Origin of the sequence: Acidovorax sp. NPDC077693 (assembly GCF_044542805.1) — a bacterium.
Lineage (GTDB): Bacteria > Pseudomonadota > Gammaproteobacteria > Burkholderiales > Burkholderiaceae_C > Acidovorax.
Map to the genome: position 1 here is coordinate 1 of NZ_JBITVD010000027.1, position 23400 is coordinate 23400.

Below are 23400 nucleotides of genomic sequence, written 5' to 3' on the forward strand. Positions count from 1 at the left end.
CCTTGTGGGCGTGGACTGCACCTACAACCCGCACGACCCCGAGCATGCGGGTTCTGGCTCAGGCTCAGGCTCCGGTGCGGGCGCACAGCGGCACGCCCCCATCCCCCTGGTGCGCTACCACTACAGCCCCCTGGGCGAGCTCATCGCCGTGCACGCCCGCGACGGGCGGCGCACCCGCCAGTTCACCTACGACAGCGCCCACCGCATGGTCGCCCACCGCGTGGGCAGCGGCCCCGAGCACACCTATGTCTACGAAGATCAGGTCGAAGGCCAGCGCTCCAGTGCAAACCTCGGCAACCCACCGCCGCGCCCCGGCGCCCGCGTGGCCGAACACCACAACGAAGAAGGCCTGAGCTACTACTTCGGCTACGAAGACGCCCACCCCCAGGACCCGCGGGCCGCCAGCTGCACCACCGTGCGCGACAGCCTGCAGCGCGTGACCCGCTACCACCACGAAGGCACCGGGGGCCTCAAGCGCATCACCCGCGAGGTGCATCCGGACGGCAGCGAAGCACACTACCAGTACGACAGCGCAGGCCGGCGCATTGCCGCGACCGACGCGCTGGGGCGCACCACCCACTGGCGCTACGACGGCCAGGGCCACCTGCTCGGGGTGCAAGGGCCCGACGGCCGCAGCAGCCAGCAGCGCTGGGGCCTGCCCGGCACCGCCGCCGACGGCCTGCTGCTGCACAGCACCAGTGCCAGCGGCATCCACACCCACTACGAATACGACCCCTGGGCACGCCTCGTGCAGACCACCGTGGTCGCAGGCGACATCGCCCTCACCACCGCACTGGAGTACCTGCCGGGGCCACCCCACGCCGCCGCAGGCAACGCCCGCGCCTGGGTGGACCAGCCCATGGCGATCACAGACCCCCAGGGCGGGCGCAAGACCATGGGCTACAACGCCATCGGCCAGCTTGCCAGCTACACCGACTGCTCGGGCCACACCAGCCGCTGGCAGCACGACGCCTGGGGCGAACTCATCGAAGAGACCGACCCCTTAAGCCAGCGCACACGCCACCAGCGCGATGCCATGGGGCGACTGCAGCAGACGACCCAGGCGGACGGCACGCTGGTGCAATACCGCTGGGGCGACAACGAGCAAGTGCAGGCCATCACCCTCGGAGCGCTGGCCAGCACAGGACCAAGCTCACGCAGTGCATCGGTCCAGACCACCACCATCACCTACGACCACGACCTGTGGGGCCGCGTCACCGAGCAGACGCAGGCGGGCGCGAGCCTGCACCTGCGCTACGACGTGGCGGGGCGCCTGACCGAGTTGATCAACGAGAACCACGCGGTCACCCGCTTCGCCTACGACAGCCAGGACCGGCTGGTTAAGGAAACAGGGTTCGATGGGCGCAGCCAGAGCTACCGCTACGACGCAGCGGGCCAGCTGATCGAGAAGACCGATGTGCAGGACAGTGGCATGGGCGCGCAAAGCCAAGGCCATGGCACGGTGCGCAGCCGCTACCACTACGACAGCGCAGGGCGGCTGATCTACCGCGTGACCGGCAAGGTGAGTAGGGTTTGTTCAGCAGAGTCAGCCACACCCGACACAGACCTTCAGATCCACCAGTTCGGCTACAGCGACAGCGGCGAACTCCTGGACACGCAGGGCTGGGAGATGGGCTGGTCTGGAGAGCAAGAACACGGCAATGCATTAGGTGCTGAGGCAGTTAGTGCGCCAGCCGCCCTGATCGCTGCCTGGCTGGAGATCAACACCCAGCAGCTTCACAGTGCCCTGAGCCAACAGCACGACGCCCAAACTCTGGCAAGCAGTCCCCTGCTGCAAAGCCTGCAAGTCCACCGGCTGCACAAGAGTAGCCGTGTGGACTTGCAGCGCGATGCCCTGGGGCGCCCCACTGGCGAGGTGCAAACGCTGTACTGCAGCCCTGCCGCAGCAGGTAAACAAACCAAGAACACTGGCGGTGAGCAGGCCATCGAATTCGAACACCGCATCCACCACCGCCTGGGGGCCCTGGGCCAACGCGAATCGAGCGAACTGCAGGGCATAGGCCAGCTCGACTGGCTCAGCTACGGCTCGGGCCACGTGCACGGCGTGTTGCTCAACCAGGCGCCCCTGGTGGCGCTGGAGCGCGACAAGCTGCACCGCGAAGTGGGCCGCACCCTGCACCTGCTGCCGGGTGAGAGCGCCAGCACAGCGCCCACCCAGAGCCGACAGCTCGATCCCCTGGGGCGCCTGCTGCACCAGCGCTGGCAGGGCCTGCCCGGACAAAGCAGTGCCCCCTCCAGTGGAGCGCCGCTCGTCGGTGGTCTGCGGCAACGCCGCTACACCTACGACAGCCTGGGCCAGCTCGTGGGCGTCCAGACGCCCACCCACGCCGACGCGTACCAGTACGACGCCCGCCAGCGGCTGACGGGCCAGCGCAGCGCCAGCGCCCAGGGCGAGCAGCAAGCGCGCTGGAGGCTCGACCCGGCGGGCAACCGGCTGCCCGACCCAGTACCCGGCAAGCACCCGGGCGGCAACACCGCCTCCGGCGCCGACTGGACCGCCCAGGTCCAGCAGCACCTGCACGACCCGCGGTTTAACCTGCTGCAGCCACAGCCCAGCGCGGACAACCCTGCCACAGAGCACGTGGAACGCTGGCGGGACAACCGCATCGGCTGGAGCCAGGGCGCAGATGACGAAGGCGCCACCCACTACCGGTACGACGACTGGGGCAACCGGATTGAAGCCCGCCATGGCGACGGGAGCACCACCACCCTGCGCTACGACGCCCTGCACCAACTCAGGCACGTCATGCAGATCGACCCGCAAGGACAGGTGCAAAGCAAAACCAGCTATCGATACGACGCGTTCGGGCGCAGAGTGAGCAAGGTACACCAACAGACCGGCCAGGAAAGCCAAGCCACCCACTATGGGTGGGATGGAGACCGGCTGGTGCACACCCATTCCCACGGCCAGATCCACCACACGGTGTACGAGCCGGGCAGCTTTGTGCCGCTGCTGCAGATCGAGCGCCACAAAGATGGGCAGACCAACCCGGTTGACACTTTGCTGGCCCTGGCCGGCAGCGGCTACTCAGAGCAAGAACTGCGGCGCCACGACAGAGAGATGCTGCACCAGGCACTGACCGAAGTGCTGCAGCCGGGCTACCAACTGTCCACCCTGCTGCCGCAGGAGATGCGAAGCCAAGTGGAACAATCACTGCAGCTCCTCAAGAAAGCACAAACTCACACCGAGGATGCCCACCCGTTGACCATCCGACACTTCGTGACGGACCACCTGGGCACGCCCATTGCGCTGGTCAACGCCAACGGACAGGCGGCAGGACAGGTAAGCTGGGCGGCCCGGTACGGGGCCTGGGGGGAGATCGAGCAGGAGTACAACCCCCACCGCATCCATCAGCCCATCCGCTTGCAGGGGCAGCAGCTTGATGCGGAGACCGGGCTGCATTACAACCGGTTTAGGTACTACGACCCGGTCGTGGGTCAGTATGTGAGCCAAGATCCTATCGGGCTTAATGGCGGCGCAAATAAATATCCATATCCAACAAGCCCAATAAATTATACGGATGCAAGAGGATTGCAAGTGGCGGGGGTTGGACTTCGGCAATATGGAGAATCCGTTTGGAACGCAGCGTCGAGCAAGGTCAAGCAGGTAATTGGAGGTATGGTCCCTGAAAACGTTCAGGCTGGCACTTCAGTGGGGGTGACTGGCGTATTGGGTGTTGGAAGCTCTGCTGATATTGGCCCTGTTGGCGCAACCGATGGATCATGCGCACTTATGCAAAACAACTGCGTAATTGTGGGTCCAATGGTTGCGGCAACAGTTGATGTGACGGTTCTGAATGTAAGCGCGGGCACGCCGAGCGACGGCTGGAATGTAAGCCTATTAGGTAAATTGTCTGCGCCCATATTGGGGGGTGTCTCGGCGAGCGGGGCCTATGGGAGCGATGGTGTCCAAGGGCAAGTGGGATATAGCGCAGGCCCTGCAGTCGGTGCCGCCGTTAAATTTTGCAGTCAAGTTAAGGTCAGTGACTGCCCATATGTTGAACCAAAAGGTAAATAATCTTGTTGAAAATCATCACTGCCCTATCTTTTTTTGCCGTGCAGTTTGCTCTGATTTACTGGAATGTATTTGGAAGGCATACTGTCTTTGTCGTCATTCTTGTTGGATTTGTAGCGCTATTTACATTGGTGCCTAAGTTCTCCAAACTCAAGAAAGCGGTCAGACGCGATGTTTTACTGATCAATGATGAAGAAAAGACAGATCATGATAATTCTGGGGGTGATGATCGAAATCAACGACGTTCGTGAGGATGAAATTGGCGTCAGGCTAGGGGCACTAAATTGTCACTCGGAGTTTTGAGTTCATGGGTTCTCATGGGAAACCCGTGGCTGACGGAAAAATAAATGGTGCAATAATAAAAAAGAATCGATTCTTTGGGTGGCGAAAAAATTGGCGAGCAATGTCGGTCAAAATGAATGCCCTTTTCGCCATGGCCCCGAAAATGATTCGAAAAAAGCTTCAAATTGGTGGCAAAGCAATAAAAAAGTGCTTCCGTATTAGGGCTGGTATTTCTATTGATCCCGCCTGCATCGACCTGTGCAGGTAGTTGGTGGTACGGCGGCAGAGGCAGCAACTGCAATGGAATGTGTGGAAATTCTGTAAAATTTTTGTCAGGAGAAATAAGGGCGCAATAAATGAGGGATCTTGGCCTATGAAATTGGTTTCAATTCACGGTTGTTTAAGGGTCTCGTATGTCTGTGTCCTCATGTTTTTCTTGTGGCTCGTAATTTTTATGTCTTTGCCTTTTTTTGGAAATCATCTGAGAGTGCTGCTGTCAGATATCACCACCAAATCATCAAAAAAATTCATTTGAAAGAGTATTTTTAATAAATTCATATCGCAAGAGAGAATTAAATTTTCTGGAGTGGAGTGTGACTCTGGTTTGATTGAGTCAAAAAGTTTTTCTATCAAAAACATGAAATGCCAAAATTCGTCCCTACCCCTTGGTATTCAGCTTTATTATGAGTTTAAGAATAAAGTATTCATTTAAGGGGGCTGAAGCAGCAAAAGAATTGGCATTCAATTTCATCGATAGTTGTGAACCAAATATTGAACTGCACGATGCTCCGCCTTTATTGCCCAGCATTTTGCCCTGCGCCATCCACAGGTTGGACCGCGCAAACAGCGTGGACAACTGGGTCCTGTTCTTCTTGAGCCCACGGTAGCGCACTTTGACGTGGCCGAACTGCCGCTTGATCACCCTGAAGGGCTGCTTCACCTTGGCCCTGACGCTGGCCTTCACCCGCTCCAGTTCGTCGATCAGAACGTCCACGGGGTCGCTCTCGTCGAGCGCTGCGCGCTTGCCCCGGCGCATGGCGATATGCCAGCGCACATCAGCCTTGACTGCAGGGGCTCAGTCCGGTTGCGTACCGGCCGAGAAGCACCCCCTGGTCGGCCGAATCATGACCGTCCAAGTTCTGGGGGCAGTTCAAACCCGGGACGATTCAACCTTTGACCCGCTCCTTAGGGACCCAGAAAACCTAATCGACCGGCAGGAGATCTTTTGTTCGGGGGGCTGCAAGGGCGGCAGCTATGCATATGCCATGGCAGAGACTATCAACGGCCTGCACAAGGCCGAATTGATTCACCGCCGGGCGCCTGAAGAGCCATGGAAGCAGTTGAGTTCGCCACGCTGGAATGGCTGTGTGGTTTAACCACCATCACCTGCTCAAATCCGTCTGGTACATCCCGCTAGCGGAGTGTGAGGCGACCTACCGCTGGCAAATCGCAAGTCAGATCACCAGGGTGGTGCGCCGACTTGAACCAAGCAGCCTCCATGTAACCGAAGCGGTTCACGGGAGTTACGAGAAATTCTTCTTGAACAACACCGTCATTTCGCCCCGCGGTTTGCGATAACCGCATGCTTCAAAAAAGTGTTTGGCTTCACCCAGAGCCTTAATGTAGACAGGGGTGCCGGGGAACTCTTGCTCTACCCTCTGCATGAGCGCGCGTCCGATTCCAAGGCCTTTGTGCGAAGGTCGAACGACCAGTTCACCCAACATCGTACTGAAGACCCCGTCGCTGAAAGCTGAAACATATCCAACTAGCAACCCACCTGTATCTCGAGCATGAATCACCAAAGGATAGGCGTTGTATGACCGGTGAAACGATGCTTCGTCGTACTGAGTTCCCCAACCTGCCGCGCCCATGAGGTCTGAGAATTCCGCGACTGTCACCGATCGCTCAGAAGAAAATAGAAATTGCATGATAGTAGCATACTGGACCGTTCCTGCGTCATACCTTACCTTCGAATCCAGGAATCGAGTTGGTGCTTTGACCCACGCCACACCGTGGCGGGAAACCTGCGCGAAGAAGTCAAGTCGTTCCTCAACCCTCGGCAGAGCAGTAGGAGGCTCAGACAATTTGACCGTGCAACGTACGAAACTCCGTAAACACCGAAAGCCTCTCGACCACGCAGGGCCTTTCTGTGGTGACGCAGTTGCGTAATTGTCGCTCTGTTTTGATTCTGAATCGCCCCGGCATTCCTAGACACTCGCACGGTTGGCGCTTGCCTGCCTCAAGTCGCTCTAATTGCTCTAGCTTCTGTAAAGCATGCAATAGCATGGCGGGCCGCTTCAAGTCAGCAGGTTGTCGAGCTCAACAATAGTGCCCGCTAGTACGCGCGCGCCCGCAGCAGCTTGATCGCTATCGATCCACTCTTCAGGGCAGTGACTTCTGCCCTCACGGCAAGGAACAAAAATCATACCGATCGGGCCAACGCGAGCGATGTGCAAAGCGTCATGCCCCGCACCGCTCGGAAGGCGTCGAGACTCAAGCCCCAAGCGCCCAGCTGCTGCCTTTATTGCGACTTTAATCATAGGGTCGCAAAATGTTGGAGTGGTCAGCGTCAGTTCCTCAATTGCGGCATGCACCTTCAATCTCGCGAGCTCAGGTTGACACGCTGCCAGGATCAATTCAGCAAAGGTCTCCAAGATGCTAGAGGAATCGCTTCTAACCTCCAAAGTCATCTCTACTAGGCCCGGCACCGAGTTCGCTGCATTCGGCGTGACATTCAGCCGGCCCACTGTTGCAACCACGTAAGACGGCCCTTCGCGGTAGCCATCAGCAAATGTTCGGACAGTTGAGACAACATGCGCAGCTCCTACCAGAGCATCCTGCCGGAGAGCCATAGGCGTTGTACCTGCGTGATCGGGGCGACCGTGCACCTTGATCGATACCCGTCGTATTCCAACGATATGAGTCACGACCCCGATGGGCAGACTGTCTGTCTCTAGCACACGCCCTTGCTCAATATGCAGTTCCAAAAAGGCTGCAACATCACCAGTGGTACGCGCGGCTTGGTCAATGTAGTCAGGTTGCCCGCCCATGCGAGATATAGCCGCGCTCAGTGTCTCTCCACACGGATCGGTTTGGGCAAGCATGGTGGAGTCAAGGGCTCCAACAAAACCACGACTGCCGACACACGACACTCCGTGATCCGTCGGTTCTTCGGCAAGGAAGTCAATGATTTCCAGAGGGTGCCGCAGCATAGAGCCGGACTCTTTAAAGCTCTGTGCAACCTCAAGGCCAGCGAGCACGCCAAGAACCCCGTCAAACCGTCCGCCGCGTAAAACAGTGTCGGTGTGCGAACCTGTGCATATGGGTTTTAAGCTTGCATTACTGCCCTCCAACCGGCCGATAAGATTGCCTGCGGGGTCTATGTGGGTAGTCAAACCGACGCGCTCAAACTCGGCTTTCAACCATGCACGACCCTGAACGAATTCGTTGGAGAAGGCCCGTCTAGTCCATGGTATGCCGGGGGAGGTGAAGGCTGCAATGCGCTGAAGTCGATCCCACAAACGGGCTGCATTGATAGGTTGAATTGCTGACGGCACGAGCTAGCTCTTTTGCAGAATGTTTTGAAGCTGCAATGGTGCGGCCCTTTACATTTCAGGTGAAGACAACCTAACTTATGTAACCCATCAGTACAACCTTTGACCCGCTCCTTAGGGACCCAGCGGACTTGGCCGACCCACAGGACATCTTTCGTTCGGTGGGCTAAAAAGGGCGACGGTTACGACAATAACGCCCGCCCTACGCGAGGCCGCGTAGGCCTGGCGGGCCGAGATTCGGGCAAATCTGGGACTTTCCCTTTGCCCTGGGTACCCCTAGCCCCCTTGCATGTCGGGATGCCCGCCGCGGCGTGCCTCCCCGACAAGGTGTGTGGATGAGGACAAGGATGCATGGGTCAAAACGTCAGCCGTGCTGCGCGTTGGGTACTGGCGCAGCGATCTTGCAGTACGCGTCCGATGTCACGGGGGGCCGGCATTGACGCAGAGGTAGTCTTCCGGCGGGTTTCAGACACCGGAGCAACGGGTTAACTTCCCATGCATCACTCACATTGCGACTGCCCGCCATACCTATTCGGTGACTCGCAAGCGGCGCAGGTTCCCGCACGCGCTACGCCTGTTCGGGGGTGGAACCGTCCTGGCACGCGCCGGCTGTTTTCGCATGCGTTCTACCGGCTTTGCGCCGGTTTCTCCCGCCTCAGCTTCCCACAGGAAGCTGCGCGGGTGCCTCATCGGATGCAAGAGGTGCTCTGAGCACCCGGCCCTGGTCCCTCGGGGATCCCGCCTGTTGCCGGGTTGATATCAACACTGACCGGATTTGACCTCAGATGCAACGACCCAACGTCTCCCAACCCCGCCCCCTCATGGCCGATCGAATGCGAACGGATTTCGATGGACGACCTGATCTACGCTGCGGTAATAGTGTCAGGGCAACCGCGACGTTAGTCGTGCGACACAGGCGGACCAGCAGCGTTCGCTGTCGCCTGGCATTTTCGCGAGGCGGGGTTTCGGCAGATGCGGGCGTCGTCGCTCAGAAGCTGGCATGTGGACTCACTGCCCCAACGCACGCAGGCCGAGGGGATGTCGGCGGGCACGCTCAAGAAACGTCTGGCCGTTCTGCGCTGGTGGGCGGAAGGTGCGCAAGGCGGGCCTGATCGCTGCGGATAATGCGCAACAGGGAATCGCGGAGCGCCGCCATATGAGCCAAGAGAGCCGCACTGTGCGCTGCCATGGCTAAGTGCACTGGGTTATAGGTGCCGTTTCCAGGGCTTCGGCCTGTAAGAGGGCTTCGTGCCATCGAATGTTCTGAGCACAGTTGGATATGTTTTGCAGCAAGAAGGCAATCCTGATTGGTATGAAAAGTACAATCCTCTTATTAGATTGGATTTGGGTTCATAGTTAAGGAGCAGAATTATAAGAAATTGGCATGAAACACTCCGGATCGAAAATGATTTGAAAGAATTCCTTGAAAAAAAGGAATTCTTTGAAAAGCCCTATGGTGGCAGCAAAGATGATTTTCTCGTTGTGACGGATCCTAAGCTTGCAGATATGTATTTTAATAGAGTTACAGATTTCGGAGACTGGGGGGATGTCCAAAACTACGGATATGGAGATATCGATGAGTTGCCAGGTGATGAGTTCATGCGATCACGCCTGAAATATGTTGGTGATGCGCTGATTTCTAAAGAGAAGGATTTTCACAATGCCAACTGCGCAGCAGTCAATTTGCAAGATAACATGATCTCTGATTTTTGCAATTTATTTGACTTGTGTTGCATGGAGATGAAGCCATCTCCTGTTTGGATGGCTATAAAATATGCATATCTGCATTCTGGCTGGCCTTGTGGATGGGATGGTGAATTTCCCACTGGACGAATGGTTGTATTTTCCAATGAAATCAACCTTGTACGCTGAGTGTTGATGAACAGGGAAGCGAAAAATATTTATTAAGTTTTGAACACCATAACGCATGGATACCTAGAATCAGAATTTCAACGCCGGATCTCGGCATCCCCACCACAAGCCTGATGCTGGTCACTTAAGTTTCCGGTGAAGCCCTGCAGATAATTTGTAATAAAAGGGCATTTCACGTTTCCTATGTTGTGGGTTGTGACCCGTACTGGATGAGGTTGACACCTTTCTGTTCATCAGACAGGAAAGTCAAGTGGCCCAATGGATTAAGAGAATGCAGAAGGACTATGCACTGGCCTTTAAGCTGGCAGTGGTGGAGCAAGTAGAAGGAGGCGAGCTGATTTATGGGCAAGCCCAGGAGCGCTACGGTATCCAGGGTGCCTCGACCGTGTTGGTCTGGCTGCGCAAGCATGGCCATCAGGACTGGAAGGCTGCATCAGCGGGCTCCAAAGGACCCGGACTTATGCGAGAGCACCCAAGCCGCTGACGCCCGAGCAGCGCATCAAGGAGCTGGAAGTGCAACTGAAGCAAGCGCAGGAGAAAGCGCAGTTCTTCGAGGCGGTGGTCCATGTGCTTAAGCGCGACCATGGGGTAACCGTCACAAAAAAGCCTGCTGGCAAGTCCTCCAAGAAAAGTTCGTCCAAGGGCTGAACGCTGTGAGGGCTTGCCAGTACATAGGCATCAGCCGACAGGCGCTACGAGGCCCTGGCCTGCCAGCGGCTGCGAGATGAACAACAAGCCCGCGTGGTGGCCATGGTCGGTGAGCAGCGGCGGCACCAGCCGCGCATCGGCACACGCAAGCTGCACTTCATCCTGAAGGCGCCGCTGCAGCACGCGGGCATCAAGCTCGGTCGCGATGCTTTGTCCGACGTTCTGCGTCGCAATCGGATGCTGGTCTTGCACAAGCGGGCGTACCACAAGACCACCAACAGCCACCATCGTTTCCGGCGGCATCCCAACCCTGCTCAAAGACGCAGCGACCAAGCTCGTGCCTAGCGGCTGTAAACAGTTGTGGGTGGTCCACATCACTTACCTGCCTACCAACGAAAAGCCTGCCCACCTGAGCCTCGTCACGGATGCCTATTCCCGCAAGATCGCGGGCTGGTACGTACGTGAGGGGTTGGAAACTGCACAGGTCAGCCAGGCGCTGAAAATGGCCCTGCGCTACAGACAGTCCAGCCAGCAACTTGTGCACCACTCCGATCGAGGCATCCAGTACTGTTTTGCGGAGTATCAGCGCATCCATGCTCGTCATTCGATCACCTGCTCGATGAACGATGGCTACGACTGTTACCAGAATGCAAAGCCGAAAGGCAGTTGTTTCAGTATATTTATGTCGCTTCAGGGAAGGCCAGCACAAAAGACCTCTTCATGCATATCAATCCAGACCACTATCTTCAAACGTGCTCGGGGCGCTTATGGACTGCAGAACGCAATCAGCAGGCTTGGCAGTATGCCTATCGTGCACTTGACCAAACACTGAATGACAAAGTGATCGCAAACGTCTATCTGCTTATCGGAGCACAAGGCTCAGGAAAAAGCACTTGGGTCAGGTGCGAAGGCAGTGCAGAGCACTCCGTGTTCTTCGATGCAATCCTCGTCAAGCGTTCAGAGCGCGCCGAAGTGCTATCCCGCATCAAGCCACATGGTGTAGCCACAGTGGCTGTATGGCTGCAGACCCCTCTCACTGTGTGTCTTGACCGTAATTCCAAGCGTCCCGTCGATGAGCTTGTCAGTGAACAAGCGCTGCGAAATGTCTACGCCTCGCTGGAGCCGCCGACACTTTCCGAGGGTTTCCAGTCGATTTTGGAAGTGCCTTTTTGCCAGACTGCGACCGCCCCCATGTTGTGACTCAGGGTATGTTAGGACCAGCTTCTTTTGGCTCTAGCGGACCCAAGCAATTCCTCCGATCGTCCAGCATTTCACGAAAGCCATCGCTGACTTAAACGAATCCCGCAAAACAACCTTTAACGAGCAATGCTTAAAATATGGAGAAGAGTGTGACGCCCGACCTTCAGCGACTGCATCAGTGCTTTGATCAGCTTTCGGCGATTGTCGATTCGTTGGACCTTGAACTGGTCGACGATCCCCAGTGGATTGAGCCGTCCGACACCAGCTATCTGAACGATAGCGATCAAGCTGATCCAGACATCATGGCAAATGTCGAAGCAATGGCTGCGACGAACAAGCTGATCGCGTGGTTCGGCCGCGACCATGAGGGATTCGTCGGCCTCTGGCGAGGCGCAGAGGACCAACCACTTGATCGCGCGCCAGTCGTGCGGCTGGACTCAGAGGGCCAGTACAACATCGTCGCTGCGACGATTCCAGACTATCTCGCAATTTCGATGCCTGAAGAAGAGTTCGAAAGTTCGAGACAAGTATTGGTTGCGGCGGGATTCAAGGTCACAGCTTCTGACACAGAAATCTGGGAGGCACTAAATGACGCAGAGTCACCGAATGACTTCCGTTACGCGCTGTACAATGAAGAGCGTGTGCGACGAGGGCTCCCGCAAATTTAGCAACCTATGCACCTTTAAGCTAGCATAGCTAGCCGCTTACGATGTAAGTACTAAAAATCTGTTTACGATTCACCGATCTAAGGCAGTGGACTGGTGATAAAAAAGTCTTGCCCGCGCCACGTAAGTCGAGAGAAGTATGCCGAGACATAGCCGCTGCTGCGCCGCGCTCGGCGCAGCAGCAAGCCTGTCACAAGCAGATCACGATGTGATCAGCGCAGTGCTGTATTTGCTGCGCCTAGGCTACGCTCTATCCCCCCTGTTTCCTCAAGTGGTAGAAAGGCTATTTGTGCTGGCGCAAAGTAGTCAAGTCCTACCAACACGGTGTGAGCGCATTTGAGCAGTCACTCAAAAAATCAGATTAAATTAAATAGAGTTGAGTACTAATTTTTAAGTTTGGCGTGACCATTTACATTGAAGTCACCATGATCTATACGGTTTTAACTGCACTGAAATTTTATCTGCAATGGGTTCTGAGCATTGACGACGTTAGATTGGGATGTACATTGCTTAACAACGTCATTCACCCGTTTTACCAAACGAACGGTTCCACCAGCGTAGTCGCAAGAAAGAAATTTACCATAGGGGAAATCGCCCTCGAAATTCCACGTCGCTATAGACTTGCCATGCCGAGGCCTATCAGTGTGCGGGATCAGGGCAGCACCCTGTGCAGGTGGTCCGTCAAATACGTTGTAACCGGTAAGTTGCAGTGGGCGCGTGTCTACCAAGATGCGAGTGCCAGATGGCAGGTTCTCTCCCTGTATGAAGGGAGAGGTGAGTCGAACAGTGGCTGGACATTCCAACAGTTCTGTGGCTCCGATCTCACCGCTAGCCAGAGCTGTGATAGCTGTAGCAGTAATGATGAGAGAGGCAAAGTGGGCTGAAGGACGGCTCGTAAAATTCTCGGTATTCATTTGTCTATCAATTTTTTTTGGCACACAATTGTGGAATGCCTACGGCGTTATTTCAGAATTCGACAATCTCAACCCTTGAAACGGATATCAAAACGATACTAGTGATTTTATTGTTATGGAACGTTTTGAGCAATGTCGTGCAAACTGCAATTGCATAAAGCAGTATTTGCTAAAAACCTCCCTACCAGCCAACCAACATTGTCGTTGTGACACCGCAGTTGCGGGGCAGGTATGCAAAAAAATGACTTATACATCGCATAAGTTGGATGCGCTGTATTTGGATATCAAGTCCTGAGAACATTCGGCAAGCTGTGCATGCAGCGGTCGTTGACTTTCACGTTAGGCCTTACGCGAAACCACGTCTTTCCCGATTGGACGACTGAATGAATGAACTTGAACGAACCGCCGGTCTGGCGGCCACACCGGGCTATGAGTACGCGCGACGCACCGGGAATCAACTTCATGTCGCCGGACAGGTACCTCACAATTCAGCGGGCCAGCTCGTGGGGGTGTTGGATCCGTTCGCTCAAGCCGCGCAATGCTTGAGCAACCTGAACACGCTGCTTTCGGCCCATAGCTTTTCGACGAGTGACATTCAGCGCCTTGTTGTCTACGTCGTCGGTGATCATGAGGACCTGACAAGGGCTTGGGCTGGCGTACAACAGTGGTTCTCTGGAACAGTTCCTCCAGCAACGCTCCTTGGGGTCGCATGCCTCGGCCATCCCGGCCAGCTGGTTGAGGTGGACGCAACTGTCATCAAAAGTATTCACTCTCAGTGAAGCCTAACCCCTGAAGCCTACGGCGCTTAGAGCTTGCGAGCCTCAGGCGCATCTGACATTCGCCTTGTGTCGGCAAGCTCCAAGCACCTGCAATCGCACTTAACTAGAACTTTGGGAATACGCTTTCGCGAGTCTGGGCTGGTAGCTTCCAGCAGGAAGTAGCCATCTTATTCAAGAGACTAGGACGTCCCGCATCGCTAATCTTTAAACTTCAGCGACTAGGTTAAATAAGTGGCTGGCGAACTTTCTTCGCACAACGACTTTCGCCATTTGTTTTTTTTGGCGCCATGTTGTTTTTTGGTATTTTTTTCTGTTTTGGTTTTTCATCATCGAAGGAGATGTGATTGCTGTAAATTGGCACGATTTCAAATGAAGACTTCTATTGAATAAATTTTTAAAATATTTTCTTTCTTATTATTCTAATTTTCTTATTGCATGAAAAAAATAGCAAAAAAGTCGTCAATTTCTTTTGGCGATTTGCGCCCGACGGATAGTTTTGAGCAAGGGCCGCAGAAATTTTATGAGGGGGGTTATTTTATCGTTATTCTAATTGGAATACTTGCGATTTTCATGCTATTCCCTGCATTGTGGATGCTTTCAGCAGGCTTGCCTGGGACACTCGGAGTCGCATTGGGATTTGCAATGATCGGCGCAGGATTTGCTGCCTTTGGCTTTTTTCTATGGCGACGAAGGAAAACTCCATTTCTTGAGATGACTGAGGACGGGTTTTGTTATCCGGATTTACTTGAGCCTATTCCTTGGGGTGCCGTCAATGACATAACTATCGGAGCCGGTGCATCCGCATGGGAAAATATTATTATTGGCATTGATTTGAATCACTTGTACAGTGTGCAGCTTTTAAAGCCTGAAATAAAAAATGTTCAATATAGTGTGAGGCGTGTGTGGTTTAATGCAAAAACCAATAGAATTGTAATAAAAGTGGTTAATGTGAGAGGGATGGCGAATCGTGATTTCATTGATCGCGTTGTGAGCTACTGGCGGATACACGCTGTGCGTGAATAGTTGAATTCAGTGGTTGTCCTGGGCAGGTGGTACTTTGAACAGAAAATTTCCCAGAATTTAAGAGGCGCTAGTTTTTTTTTGAAAAATTTCTGTTTGGCTATGAAGGCGACAAGTTTTTTTCGGGTGGCGCTAATCTTCCCCATCGTGTTGCCAATATTGCTAGGACCACTAAGCAACAGTGCATTAGCAACAACCCTGCTGCTGTCGCTCGCTTTTGGTGGGATACAGTACGTCTGCTTCGCCATTTTTCTTTACATAAAGGTGGGGCGACTGGGAAACGCCCAGCGCATTCTCAATCTAAGCTATTGGGCGCCGCTGTTTTTCATCCCGGTGTTGGCTGTTGGATGGCTGCTCGGTAGCTTGATCTGGATGGGCGAAATGTTCCATATGACTTCGTTCGCGGTGCTCGTAATGTTGGCCACTTATTCGCTAGCGATCTCTTATGCCTATGTTCTTGTGGTTAATACTCTTTATTGGATTTTCAAATCGTTTGGCTGGATTATCGATGCGCCGGATGAAGTGATTTAATTGGCTTGACACGAAGTTCGACAGCGTGGAAGCCATCAAAGCCGTGGTGGCTTGAGGTGCGGGGTACAGATGCTTTTGGTAGCTAAGGCGCAGCAAAACGTGTGCTTATGGCTGCAATAAGCTCATGCTGCCTGGGTTTTCGCGCATACCTGGCCTAGCATCTGAACTCATGTAGGACTCAGGCTCGCTATTCCAACTCATTGCGGGGTTGTTGCAGGGGGGCGCGCTTTTGCAGGAATTTTATGCATGCCAATGAACTGATTTTTCTGGCCAGCATTGCTGGTCTCTACCTGATGCTGGCCATCAGTCCCGGTCCCAATTTTCTGGTGATCACCGCTACGGCCATCGGCCAGTCGCGAGCACGTGCCGTATGCGTGGGCCTGGGTGTGTCCACCGCGAGCGTGGCGTGGGCCAGCCTGGCCGCGGTGGGGCTGGGCGTGGTGGTGGGCCAGTACCAATGGGTTCAGCAGGTATTGCGTGTCGCCGGCGGAATCTACCTGCTCTACATCGGGGCCCGGATGTTCTTTCAGGCCGGTCGGCCGTTGGCCGTGCAGGATGGCATGGCTGCAGGCAGGACTGCATGGCAGGCCTACCGCTTTGGTGTGGCCACCAACCTTGCCAACCCCAAGTCGCTTGTCTTTTTCAGCAGTGCATTCGCCACCTTGTTCACGCCGGACCTGTCCCTGTGGGCCAAGATCGCGGCAGTCCTGGTGGTGGGGGCCATCTCGCTCACATTGAATGTGGTAATTGCAGGCCTTTTCTCTTCTGCCATGGCCCGGCAAGGGTATGGCGCCGCGAAGCCCGTCATCGACCGGGTGACGGGCGGACTGATGGCCTTTTTCGGCATCAAGCTTCTACTGGGCCGATAGGCCTGCAGCAGGGCGGTTGGACCTAGCGCTCGGCGATGGATGGGCCGTGCGGCAAAACCCGCGCTACACCGACATCACGGAGAACAGGCGACACTGTAGGGCGACACGCTGCAGTCCGACAGCTATACCCTCTCTCGCATGACCCGGTCCTGGAACGATAGGCTAGAAGAGGCATCGGTGAGCACTCAACTGCAGGGCAGCCTACTCACTGGCACCACGCAGCACCATCTGCTCTTCGGCGTCGACTGGAACAATCCCAAAGGCACCGCCTTGCGCAGGCTCGGCACTGGGCCCCACATCGACCTGCTCAACCCGGCGTATGGCATTGCCGTGCGGGAGCCTCGCTGCCGTTGCCCGACTTCTGCCAGAGCATGCAGCAGGTGGGGTTTACGCCCAGGAACAGATCCGGTTCGGCGATCGCAAGGACTATGTCTGCTCCGCCATTGACAACTGCCTGAGCACCCGGTCCACGCAGAACGACCACGCCTTCAGCGGCCGGGCCGGGCTCATCTACCTGCAGGGTAGGGTGAAAAGAGTACCCGGCAGGTAGGAAATGGCGCACTCGACCATTCTAGGTGCTGCCCCTTATGCAAGGCATTAGCAATTTTTTGGCATCGTTGTGATTGCCTATGCGACCATGGGACTATGCTTTGCCCCTGTTGAGGGCGCTTACCGACCCCGCCCAAACGCCGTGCGGGTGAGGGCTGACGCTTGGTGTATTGCACTGTCAATCCCTGTAGAAAAAGCCTGGACCATGCAACCCATCCGGACCGCTGCGCCGCCGCCCTTCAACCTTGAGCAACTGAGAAAGTTCGAACTCGTCGTCCAACTCGGAAGTTTCACTGCCGCGGCGAAGCAGCTCGACCTCACGCAGCCCGCCATCAGCCAACAGATCCGCATGCTCGAAAAGCAGTTGGGCCTGAGACTGATCGAACGTCTGGGGCGCTCTGTGCTTCCGACACCTGCCGGCATTGATCTGCTGAAGCACCTACCCGCCATCGATCAGGCTTTAGAGGCCGCCTTCAACGCCGTGATGGCGCATGCCAGCGGCGTGGTGGGGCGCATCCGTATCGGCACAGGCGTGACCACTTGCCTGTACTTGTTGCCCAACGTGCTGCGCTCGCTGCGCGAGCGTTATCCGCAACTCGAGCTGGTGGTCAGTACCGGCAACACCGACGAGCTGGTGCAATGGGTGGAAGTCAACCTCATCGACATGGCCTTGGTCACGCTACCGATCCACTCGGACGCGGTCACCCACATCCCCATACTTGACGACGACATCGTGGCTGTAAGGCGCAGGGATGCGGGACAGCCCTGGTCCGACCTTGCCAATGTTGGCAGCTTCAGTGGCATACCCATGGTCATGTTCAGCCCGGGCACCTCCACCCGCCGTCTCATCGACGAATGGTTTGTCCGCGGGGGCTGCAAACCCTTGGTAACGATGGAACTCGACAGCGTGGAGGCCATCAAGGCTGTGGTCGCAGCGGGCTTGGGCTGCAGCCTTCTGCCGCGGATGGCTCTGGAGGGCCTTGGGCACCATCCTGACCTGGAAGTGCGGTCGATATACCCGCCCCTTCGCCGTACACAGGCGATTGTGATGCGCAACGACAGGACGCTGACCGCGCCCCTGCGGGCAGTGGTGGAGGCCGTGACCCGTCAGGGCGGGCATGCCTTTAGGTAGTTAGCTGCGGCTTGCGCCAGCCTCTAAGCCCGGCGACCGGCTTGGCGTCCGCCGCGCCGAAACCGTGCGATGCCCACAACCCCAACGAGCCCTGCCATCAATACCAGAGCCCATTCCGAAAGCGTTGGGATCGATTTCGCACCTGGCGGCACTGCTATATATCCCGGCAGTGTCAACAGATCGGGCCCGCAAACAAAGGAAGTCGCGCCGTCGATGGTCACCCTCGAGAGCACGCCGTTGGGCCCCGTAAGGTCCAGCGTACCGTCATCGGGCGGCCCTCCGATGAAGGTGACAGTCCCCAACGGCGCTACGGCCGTAGTACCGTCCACCGTAAGCGACCACACATGGGGCGCCCCGGTCGTATTGAAGAAGTCCACGAAGTCGCATCCGATGCCTGTCCAAGTCAGCGTCCAGTCGCCTCCAGCGCGGGTCACGGTCGCGGCAATGGTCGCCGGCCAAGCCACGCTCGCTGCACAACATAACGACGCTGCCACCGCAAATTTTCCTGTAACCGACCAACGTCGTCCTGCTTGCATACTGAGTCGTCCAAAAATTGTTGCAGAGAAACCCGTACATCAGATGCACAGGCGCAAACGCTCCCGTCGTGCAACAGGGTGCAGGGTTTGAAATAATTCGAGAGGGAGCGCTGGCCCCGCGTCACAGTCACAGGGTTTGGTGTCATTTTCCTCGTAACAACTTCATTAAAATAGGCTGCGTGGGTTATCCGAGCCATAAGTACATTTTTTGTCGTGATGCGGCGCACTGGATTGGAGTGCGGGTCAACCCGTACGAACGGTTACTGAAATCTGGATTTCTCGACCCATCGTCTCGCCATCGTCGCCAAAGGCGTGAGCCTGTTGATGTTCGGACGCCACCATCGCCATTGCTATCAAGGTGCTGATGCAAGCCGCCAAGCAAGCGCCAAGTTGCCAAGCAGGGCACCCGCGGTACTCTCCAGGATTTCGTCGCCAGAGCCACCGCTCAAGCTATCGACGCCAGCGCCTCCCGTCAGGGTGTCGTTTCCGTCGCCGCCAGTCAGAGTGCTGCCATTCGCCGGCCCCAGGACGGTATAGCTCTGGCCTGCATTGCTGAAATCCGCAAGAGTGAGACTCAAGCCGGGCGCCGCGGGCTGCGCTGCCCCTGTCGACAGGTTCACCGAAATGCCCGCGGCCATACCGCGAAAATCGAGAATGTCACTGCCGCCCCCAGAGATGATCGTCACGGGAGTTCCGGTTGAATCCCCAAAACATCGGTATTGGCTGTATCCGCCGACAAGCCCCTCAAAAATTCAGACAGCAAATGCCTGTGTCGGGGCTGCGGCCAGCGCACCAGCGATCAGCAGCCACTTGCACCATGGGGCAAGGAGTCGTGTCATCGGTGTTCTCTGGAAATATTTTTGGCCCGACTATAGAGCGCCAGGCTGACACTGGCCGTTGCTGTCTCTACCGGCCGGGCAAGGCGCGGCGCACGGCTTCAGGCCTGCTCCGCCGTGAAAGCAGCCGCCGCCTCGCGCAGCGCCTGCGCAAACTGGGCCACCTCGGCATGCTGCGCGTCCCGCTGGCGCTGGAACAGCGTGATGGGCGGCAGCGTCCAGCCGAAGCGGTGCGGCACGATGGCCACGCCGGCGATGCGCACCAGCTCCTGGGCGATGTCGGCCGGCACGATGGACACGGCCCGTTCGCTGGCCGCCACCAGCTCGCCGACGATCTTGGACGACAGGCTTTCCACATACGGCTGCGGCGGCACCACGCCCGCGCGCAGAAAGAAGTCGGTGATCTGCTCGCGCATGGGCGTCTGCCGCGCGCCCAGCACCCAGTCCAGGTCCGCCAGCTCGGCCCAGGCCAGGGGCTTGCGGGCCAGGCGCGCCGACAGGCGGCGGTGGGCGATGAGGCGCGGCTCCTGGTGGTAGAGCACCTCGTGCACCAGCCCGTCCATGTCGAGCACAGCGGAGGTGCGGCCGATCACGCAGTCGAGCTCGTGCCCGCGCAGGCGCTGCAGAAGGTGGTCACTGGTGCCTTCGTGGATGCTCACCGTGGCGCGCAGGCCGCGGGGCCGGGTCTGGCCGATAGCGGCAGCCAGCAGGCGCCCCGGCACGAACGGGATCACCCCCACCTGCAGGTGCGCCGCGCGGCCTGCGCTGGCGGCCTCCATGTCGCGCGCCCAGTGGCCCAGGTCCTGCAGCAGGGTGCGCGCACGGGCCAGCGCCAGGGTGCCCAGCGCCGTGGGCACCATGCCGCGCGTGGACCGCTCGAACAGCGGCGCGCCGAAGATCGCCTCCAGCTCGGCCAGCGCATGGGTGATGGCCGGCTGGCTCGTGGCCATGTGGTGCGCCACGCGGGTGAGCGTGCCATGCGCTTCGATCTGCTGCAGCAGCACCAGGTGGCGCATCTTCAGGCGCGAGGCCAGGCGGGCCTGAATGGCGTCGGGATCGAGGGGCAGATGCGCAGCCATGGCAGTTTCGAGGTATCAAAAAATCAATATGGCTCGATATTAATTGCTGATGCTTTGCTTATGGGAAGTCTCCACAATGCACAGCAACAACGGAGGGGAAGGCGATGGACTCATCAGTGCTGTGGGTGGTGGCCCTGGGGGCTGTGGCGGCGGGCTTTGTGCAGGGCCTGTCGGGCTTTGGCTTTGGCATGGTGGCCATGTCCTTCTGGGCCTGGACGCTGGAGCCGCGCCTGGGCGCGGTGCTGACGGTGTGCGGCGCGCTCACCGGCCAGTTGGTGGCGGCGTTCTCGGTGCGCCGGGGCTTTGACAAGGCGCGGCTGCTGCCCTTCGTGCTGGGCGGCCTGGCGGGCATTCCACTGGGCGTGGCCGTGCTGCCGCGCCTGGACATGGACGCCTTCAAGCTCGTGCTGGGCACGCTGCTGGTGCTGTGGTGCCCGGCCATGCTGATGGCCAAACAGCTGCCCCGCATCACCCACGGCGGGCGCGTGGCGGACGCGGTGGTGGGCCTGGCCGGCGGGGTGATGGGTGGCCTGGGCGGCTTCACTGGCGTGCTGCCCACGCTGTGGTGCACCCTGCGCGGCATGGACAAGGACGTGCAGCGCGCCATCATCCAGAACTTCAACCTGGCGATGCTGCTGGTGACCTTCGGCACCTACGCGGCCACCGGCCTCATCACCCGCGAGGCGCTGCCAATGCTGGCCATCGTGGTCCCCGCCATGCTGGTGCCCACCCTGCTGGGCGCCCGGTTGTACCACGGCATCAGCGACGCGCGGTTCCGGCAGATCGTGCTGGGCATGCTGACGCTGTCGGGGGTGGCGATGCTGGTGGCGAGTGTGCCTAAGGTGCTGGCGCGGTGGGTGTGAGCTGGATCAACTTGGGATAGCTGAAAGCGCTTATTGGGTAAGCTCTAACATCACTTTTGACTACATTCAGGCTGCACTGTCGTGCCGCCTTGCACGGATAGCAGTAGCACGTGCGAACAACCAGGAGGAAGAATGCCCGAAAGCTCGCAGTTCAACGACATAGGCCTGATGTGCGACGCCGCATCCGCCGGCATGGGCGTGGCCCTCGTGCGGCTGAAGCTGGGCGCGCCGTGGCTGGAGAACGGCACACTGGTGCGGCTGTTCGACACCGACACGGCCAGCCCGCACGCGCACTACCTGTGCTGGCGCACCGGCACCATGGACCGCTGGGAATGCGCGGCCTTTGCCGACTGGCTGCGCAAGACGATGGTGTGATCGGCAGCAGCGCGGCGCATGGCTCGCTGCGGCGCTACTTCATGGCGCTATCGGCTCACTCACGCACCACTGCTGCGACACTGCGACACTGCGACACCGCACCATCACCGTCGCATCAATCCACCACCTGCCGACATGAATCTCACCATCCGCCCTGCCCAGCCCGCCGACGCCACCGCCATCGCACGCATCCACGTCGCGGCTTGGCAGGGGGCGTACACCGGCATCATCGACGCCGCCTACCTGGCCGCGATGTCCGCGGCGCAACGCGAAGGCTATTGGGCCAAAGCGATTGCCCAGGGCGCACCCGAGGTGCTGCTGGCGCAGAACGACAGCGACGGCGCGGTAGCCGGCTTGATCGCCCTGGGCGACTGCCGAGACCCTGGAGCGCCCGCCACGCGGGGCGAAGTCTGGGCCATCTATGTAGACCCTGCGCGTTGGGCCCGCGGCACGGGGCATGCCCTGTGGCAGCACGCCCGCGAGCACCTGTTGGCCCGTGGCAAGGCAGAGGCGAGCCTGTGGGTGCTGGCAGCCAACGAGCCTGCCATCCGGTTCTACACGCGGCAGGGCTTTGCGCCGGATGCGGATGGGGTTAAAAGCATCACGGTAGCGGGCGCCACCCTGCAGGAGCTGCGGTACACGGCCTCGCTGGCGTCCAGCGGTGGGTAGTGCTTGGCCGCGCCCACCCCTTCAGAGCGCGCTACGCGCCAGGCCAGGATCCGCACTGTCTTTGACGAGCACAAGGGCCGCTACGGTTACCGGCAGATCACGGCTGTGCTGTGCAAATAGATGGTGGCGGGTCAACCACAAGTGCGTGCAGCATCTGATGCAGATGGCGCTACGTGGGTTGATTCGTGCGACGAAGCGCTCCCGGCATGTCCCGGGCGTGAGCGATGCGCACGTGCCTAACGTTCTGCAGCGCGACTTTCGTGCGACCGCGCAACACAAGAAGTGTGCAACCGATGTCACCGACTTCAATATGAACGACCACAAGCTCCAACTATCAGCGTGCATGGACCTGTGCAACGGCGAGATCGTCGCGTATCGCATGGCAAGGCGGCCAGTCTTCGAGATGGTTTCAAGTATGCTTTTGGCCGCGCGCTCGCAGACCAATTGCGTTGCAGGCCTGATCATGCATTCCGACCAAGGTTGCCACTACAAGATGCAGCCCTAGCGATGCTCGTGCGAAGAGGCTTGAGCAAAGCATGATCCGCAAGGGCAACTGCTTCAACAACGCGGTGATTGAAAGCTTCTTCGGCACCCTGAAGGCCGAATATCTCCATCTTGCCGCGCCCACCAGCATTGATGCGCTCGAAGCGCGCGAGCCTCCTTACGTTCACTACTACAACCAAGAGCGCATCAAGCTTAGATTAAACGGATTCAGCCTGGTGGGATACCGGCTGAGAAACACCACCTGATTGGCGGCGAGGCAACCGCCCAGCTTCTGGCGGTCAGTTCAGGCGGTTCAACCCGTGCGTATTACTCGATCAAGGCCCATAGCAGAAATTGCTCTCGCACGCAGCACAAAGCGCCAATGGCTCGCAGCCAGTGGGAGCTGCGTCCGTAAGATTGAAGACCGCGTTTTCCGATTGAGCTAATCAGACTAGGGTGAAAAGAATACCTGCCAGCTAGACCATTGCGCATTCATCAGGTCCAGGCG

23 protein-coding genes and 3 pseudogenes are annotated in these 23400 nt (G+C 57.8%); 19 read left to right on the forward strand and 7 right to left on the reverse strand.

The window, feature by feature from the left end; translation table 11 throughout:
* Nucleotides 1-4039: RHS repeat-associated core domain-containing protein (locus ACIGHN_RS26875; protein WP_396507265.1), on the forward strand; the 4039-nt coding region annotated here is incomplete at its 5' end.
* Between the two features lie 2 nt (nucleotides 4040-4041).
* A complete protein-coding gene (locus tag ACIGHN_RS26880; protein ID WP_396507267.1) occupies nucleotides 4042-4287 on the forward strand; it encodes a hypothetical protein in 246 nt (81 codons plus the stop codon).
* A gap of 830 nt (nucleotides 4288-5117) precedes the next feature.
* On the opposite strand, the pseudogene ACIGHN_RS26885 reads toward ACIGHN_RS26880, so the two are convergent.
* Nucleotides 5118-5390 (reverse strand): annotated as a pseudogene (locus ACIGHN_RS26885) (transposase); the annotation flags it as partial.
* 157 nt (nucleotides 5391-5547) lie between these two features.
* On the opposite strand from ACIGHN_RS26885, the pseudogene ACIGHN_RS26890 reads away from it, so the two are divergent.
* Nucleotides 5548-5776: pseudogene (locus ACIGHN_RS26890) on the forward strand (IS3 family transposase); the annotation flags it as partial.
* A gap of 65 nt (nucleotides 5777-5841) precedes the next feature.
* On the opposite strand, the gene ACIGHN_RS26895 reads toward ACIGHN_RS26890, so the two are convergent.
* Together ACIGHN_RS26895 and ACIGHN_RS26900 are read right to left on the reverse strand one after the other, a co-directional pair.
* Complete coding sequence (locus ACIGHN_RS26895; protein ID WP_396507269.1) at nucleotides 5842-6246, reverse strand: GNAT family N-acetyltransferase; 405 nt, start codon at nucleotides 6244-6246, stop codon at nucleotides 5842-5844.
* A gap of 369 nt (nucleotides 6247-6615) precedes the next feature.
* On the reverse strand, nucleotides 6616-7875 hold the full coding sequence (locus tag ACIGHN_RS26900) for a Zn-dependent hydrolase (RefSeq protein ID WP_396507270.1): 1260 nt from the start codon (nucleotides 7873-7875) through the stop codon (nucleotides 6616-6618).
* Between the two features lie 969 nt (nucleotides 7876-8844).
* Here ACIGHN_RS26900 and ACIGHN_RS26905 point away from each other — a divergent pair.
* The 5 genes and pseudogenes from ACIGHN_RS26905 (at nucleotide 8845) to ACIGHN_RS26925 (ending at nucleotide 12260) form a co-directional block, all read left to right on the forward strand.
* Complete coding sequence (locus tag ACIGHN_RS26905) at nucleotides 8845-8997, forward strand: phage integrase N-terminal domain-containing protein (RefSeq protein WP_396507271.1); 153 nt, start codon at nucleotides 8845-8847, stop codon at nucleotides 8995-8997.
* Nucleotides 8998-9282: 285 nt separating this feature from the next.
* A complete protein-coding gene (locus ACIGHN_RS26910; protein ID WP_396507273.1) occupies nucleotides 9283-9744 on the forward strand; it encodes a hypothetical protein in 462 nt (153 codons plus the stop codon).
* Between the two features lie 250 nt (nucleotides 9745-9994).
* Nucleotides 9995-11044 (forward strand): annotated as a pseudogene (locus ACIGHN_RS26915) (IS3 family transposase); the annotation flags it as partial.
* Nucleotides 11045-11112: 68 nt separating this feature from the next.
* On the forward strand, nucleotides 11113-11592 hold the full coding sequence (locus ACIGHN_RS26920; RefSeq protein WP_396507275.1) for an AAA family ATPase: 480 nt from the start codon (nucleotides 11113-11115) through the stop codon (nucleotides 11590-11592).
* A gap of 149 nt (nucleotides 11593-11741) precedes the next feature.
* Nucleotides 11742-12260 carry a hypothetical protein gene (locus ACIGHN_RS26925; RefSeq protein ID WP_396507276.1) on the forward strand — a complete coding sequence of 173 codons (519 nt, stop codon included), beginning with the start codon at nucleotides 11742-11744 and terminating at the stop codon, nucleotides 12258-12260.
* Nucleotides 12261-12697: 437 nt separating this feature from the next.
* Here the strand turns inward: ACIGHN_RS26925 and ACIGHN_RS26930 are convergent, their stop codons facing one another.
* Entirely contained in the window at nucleotides 12698-13171 is a 474-nt protein-coding gene (locus ACIGHN_RS26930; protein WP_396507277.1) for an STY0301 family protein, read from the reverse strand.
* 383 nt (nucleotides 13172-13554) lie between these two features.
* Between ACIGHN_RS26930 and ACIGHN_RS26935 the strand changes: the two genes are divergently transcribed.
* From ACIGHN_RS26935 to ACIGHN_RS26955, 5 genes are all read left to right on the forward strand, one after another.
* Nucleotides 13555-13950 carry a RidA family protein gene (locus tag ACIGHN_RS26935; RefSeq protein ID WP_396507279.1) on the forward strand — a complete coding sequence of 132 codons (396 nt, stop codon included), beginning with the start codon at nucleotides 13555-13557 and terminating at the stop codon, nucleotides 13948-13950.
* A gap of 435 nt (nucleotides 13951-14385) precedes the next feature.
* A complete protein-coding gene (locus ACIGHN_RS26940; RefSeq protein ID WP_396507281.1) occupies nucleotides 14386-14973 on the forward strand; it encodes a hypothetical protein in 588 nt (195 codons plus the stop codon).
* A gap of 99 nt (nucleotides 14974-15072) precedes the next feature.
* Nucleotides 15073-15501 (forward strand): hypothetical protein, encoded by a 429-nt coding sequence (locus tag ACIGHN_RS26945; protein ID WP_396507283.1) that lies wholly within the window; start codon nucleotides 15073-15075, stop codon nucleotides 15499-15501.
* A gap of 242 nt (nucleotides 15502-15743) precedes the next feature.
* A complete protein-coding gene (locus ACIGHN_RS26950) occupies nucleotides 15744-16370 on the forward strand; it encodes a LysE family translocator (protein WP_396507285.1) in 627 nt (208 codons plus the stop codon).
* Between the two features lie 754 nt (nucleotides 16371-17124).
* Entirely contained in the window at nucleotides 17125-18051 is a 927-nt protein-coding gene (locus ACIGHN_RS26955; protein ID WP_396507286.1) for a LysR family transcriptional regulator, read from the forward strand.
* A gap of 23 nt (nucleotides 18052-18074) precedes the next feature.
* On the opposite strand, the gene ACIGHN_RS26960 is transcribed toward ACIGHN_RS26955, so the two are convergent.
* The 3 genes from ACIGHN_RS26960 to ACIGHN_RS26970 form a co-directional block, all read right to left on the reverse strand.
* Nucleotides 18075-18587, reverse strand: a complete 513-nt coding sequence (locus ACIGHN_RS26960) for an IPTL-CTERM sorting domain-containing protein (protein WP_396507288.1) — start codon at nucleotides 18585-18587, stop codon at nucleotides 18075-18077.
* Between the two features lie 353 nt (nucleotides 18588-18940).
* Complete coding sequence (locus tag ACIGHN_RS26965; RefSeq protein WP_396507289.1) at nucleotides 18941-19273, reverse strand: hypothetical protein; 333 nt, start codon at nucleotides 19271-19273, stop codon at nucleotides 18941-18943.
* A gap of 251 nt (nucleotides 19274-19524) precedes the next feature.
* The gene (locus ACIGHN_RS26970) at nucleotides 19525-20502 is read right to left on the reverse strand and encodes a LysR substrate-binding domain-containing protein (protein ID WP_396507290.1); all 978 of its coding nucleotides are present in this window, start codon (nucleotides 20500-20502) and stop codon (nucleotides 19525-19527) included.
* Nucleotides 20503-20606: 104 nt separating this feature from the next.
* Here ACIGHN_RS26970 and ACIGHN_RS26975 point away from each other — a divergent pair, with 104 nt between their 5' ends.
* From ACIGHN_RS26975 to ACIGHN_RS27000, 6 genes are all read left to right on the forward strand, one after another.
* Nucleotides 20607-21365, forward strand: coding sequence for a sulfite exporter TauE/SafE family protein (locus tag ACIGHN_RS26975; protein WP_396507292.1), 759 nt, complete (start codon nucleotides 20607-20609; stop codon nucleotides 21363-21365).
* An 81-nt stretch (nucleotides 21366-21446) separates the two neighbouring features.
* The gene (locus ACIGHN_RS26980) at nucleotides 21447-21740 is read left to right on the forward strand and encodes a LysR substrate-binding domain-containing protein (protein ID WP_396507294.1); all 294 of its coding nucleotides are present in this window, start codon (nucleotides 21447-21449) and stop codon (nucleotides 21738-21740) included.
* A 135-nt stretch (nucleotides 21741-21875) separates the two neighbouring features.
* Nucleotides 21876-22409, forward strand: a complete 534-nt coding sequence (locus tag ACIGHN_RS26985; protein ID WP_396507296.1) for a GNAT family N-acetyltransferase — start codon at nucleotides 21876-21878, stop codon at nucleotides 22407-22409.
* 3 nt (nucleotides 22410-22412) lie between these two features.
* Nucleotides 22413-22529: an IS3 family transposase gene (locus ACIGHN_RS26990; protein WP_396507298.1), complete on the forward strand. Its 117-nt coding sequence runs from the start codon at nucleotides 22413-22415 to the stop codon at nucleotides 22527-22529.
* A 25-nt stretch (nucleotides 22530-22554) separates the two neighbouring features.
* Nucleotides 22555-22914, forward strand: a complete 360-nt coding sequence (locus tag ACIGHN_RS26995) for a hypothetical protein (protein WP_396507300.1) — start codon at nucleotides 22555-22557, stop codon at nucleotides 22912-22914.
* On the forward strand, nucleotides 22877-23158 hold the full coding sequence (locus tag ACIGHN_RS27000) for an IS3 family transposase (protein WP_396507347.1): 282 nt from the start codon (nucleotides 22877-22879) through the stop codon (nucleotides 23156-23158). Before ACIGHN_RS26995 ends, ACIGHN_RS27000 begins: the two co-directional genes overlap by 38 nt.
* Nucleotides 23159-23400: the final 242 nt, after the last annotated feature.

Excerpts from the sequence above, each read along its gene's own strand:
- ACIGHN_RS26955 (WP_396507286.1), top strand. The coding sequence starts at position 17,125 with ATGCAACCCATCCGGACCGCTGCGCCGCCGCCCTTCAACCTTGAGCAA.
- ACIGHN_RS26920 (WP_396507275.1), top strand. The coding sequence starts at position 11,113 with ATGCATATCAATCCAGACCACTATCTTCAAACGTGCTCGGGGCGCTTA.
- ACIGHN_RS26970 (WP_396507290.1), bottom strand. The coding sequence starts at position 20,502 with ATGGCTGCGCATCTGCCCCTCGATCCCGACGCCATTCAGGCCCGCCTG.
- ACIGHN_RS26960 (WP_396507288.1), bottom strand. The coding sequence starts at position 18,587 with ATGCAAGCAGGACGACGTTGGTCGGTTACAGGAAAATTTGCGGTGGCA.
- ACIGHN_RS26935 (WP_396507279.1), top strand. The coding sequence starts at position 13,555 with ATGAATGAACTTGAACGAACCGCCGGTCTGGCGGCCACACCGGGCTAT.
- ACIGHN_RS26950 (WP_396507285.1), top strand. The coding sequence starts at position 15,744 with ATGCATGCCAATGAACTGATTTTTCTGGCCAGCATTGCTGGTCTCTAC.
- ACIGHN_RS26975 (WP_396507292.1), top strand. The coding sequence starts at position 20,607 with ATGGACTCATCAGTGCTGTGGGTGGTGGCCCTGGGGGCTGTGGCGGCG.
- ACIGHN_RS26985 (WP_396507296.1), top strand. The coding sequence starts at position 21,876 with ATGAATCTCACCATCCGCCCTGCCCAGCCCGCCGACGCCACCGCCATC.
- ACIGHN_RS26940 (WP_396507281.1), top strand. The coding sequence starts at position 14,386 with ATGAAAAAAATAGCAAAAAAGTCGTCAATTTCTTTTGGCGATTTGCGC.
- ACIGHN_RS26930 (WP_396507277.1), bottom strand. The coding sequence starts at position 13,171 with ATGAATACCGAGAATTTTACGAGCCGTCCTTCAGCCCACTTTGCCTCT.
- ACIGHN_RS26945 (WP_396507283.1), top strand. The coding sequence starts at position 15,073 with ATGAAGGCGACAAGTTTTTTTCGGGTGGCGCTAATCTTCCCCATCGTG.
- ACIGHN_RS26905 (WP_396507271.1), top strand. The coding sequence starts at position 8,845 with ATGCGGGCGTCGTCGCTCAGAAGCTGGCATGTGGACTCACTGCCCCAA.
- ACIGHN_RS26895 (WP_396507269.1), bottom strand. The coding sequence starts at position 6,246 with ATGCAATTTCTATTTTCTTCTGAGCGATCGGTGACAGTCGCGGAATTC.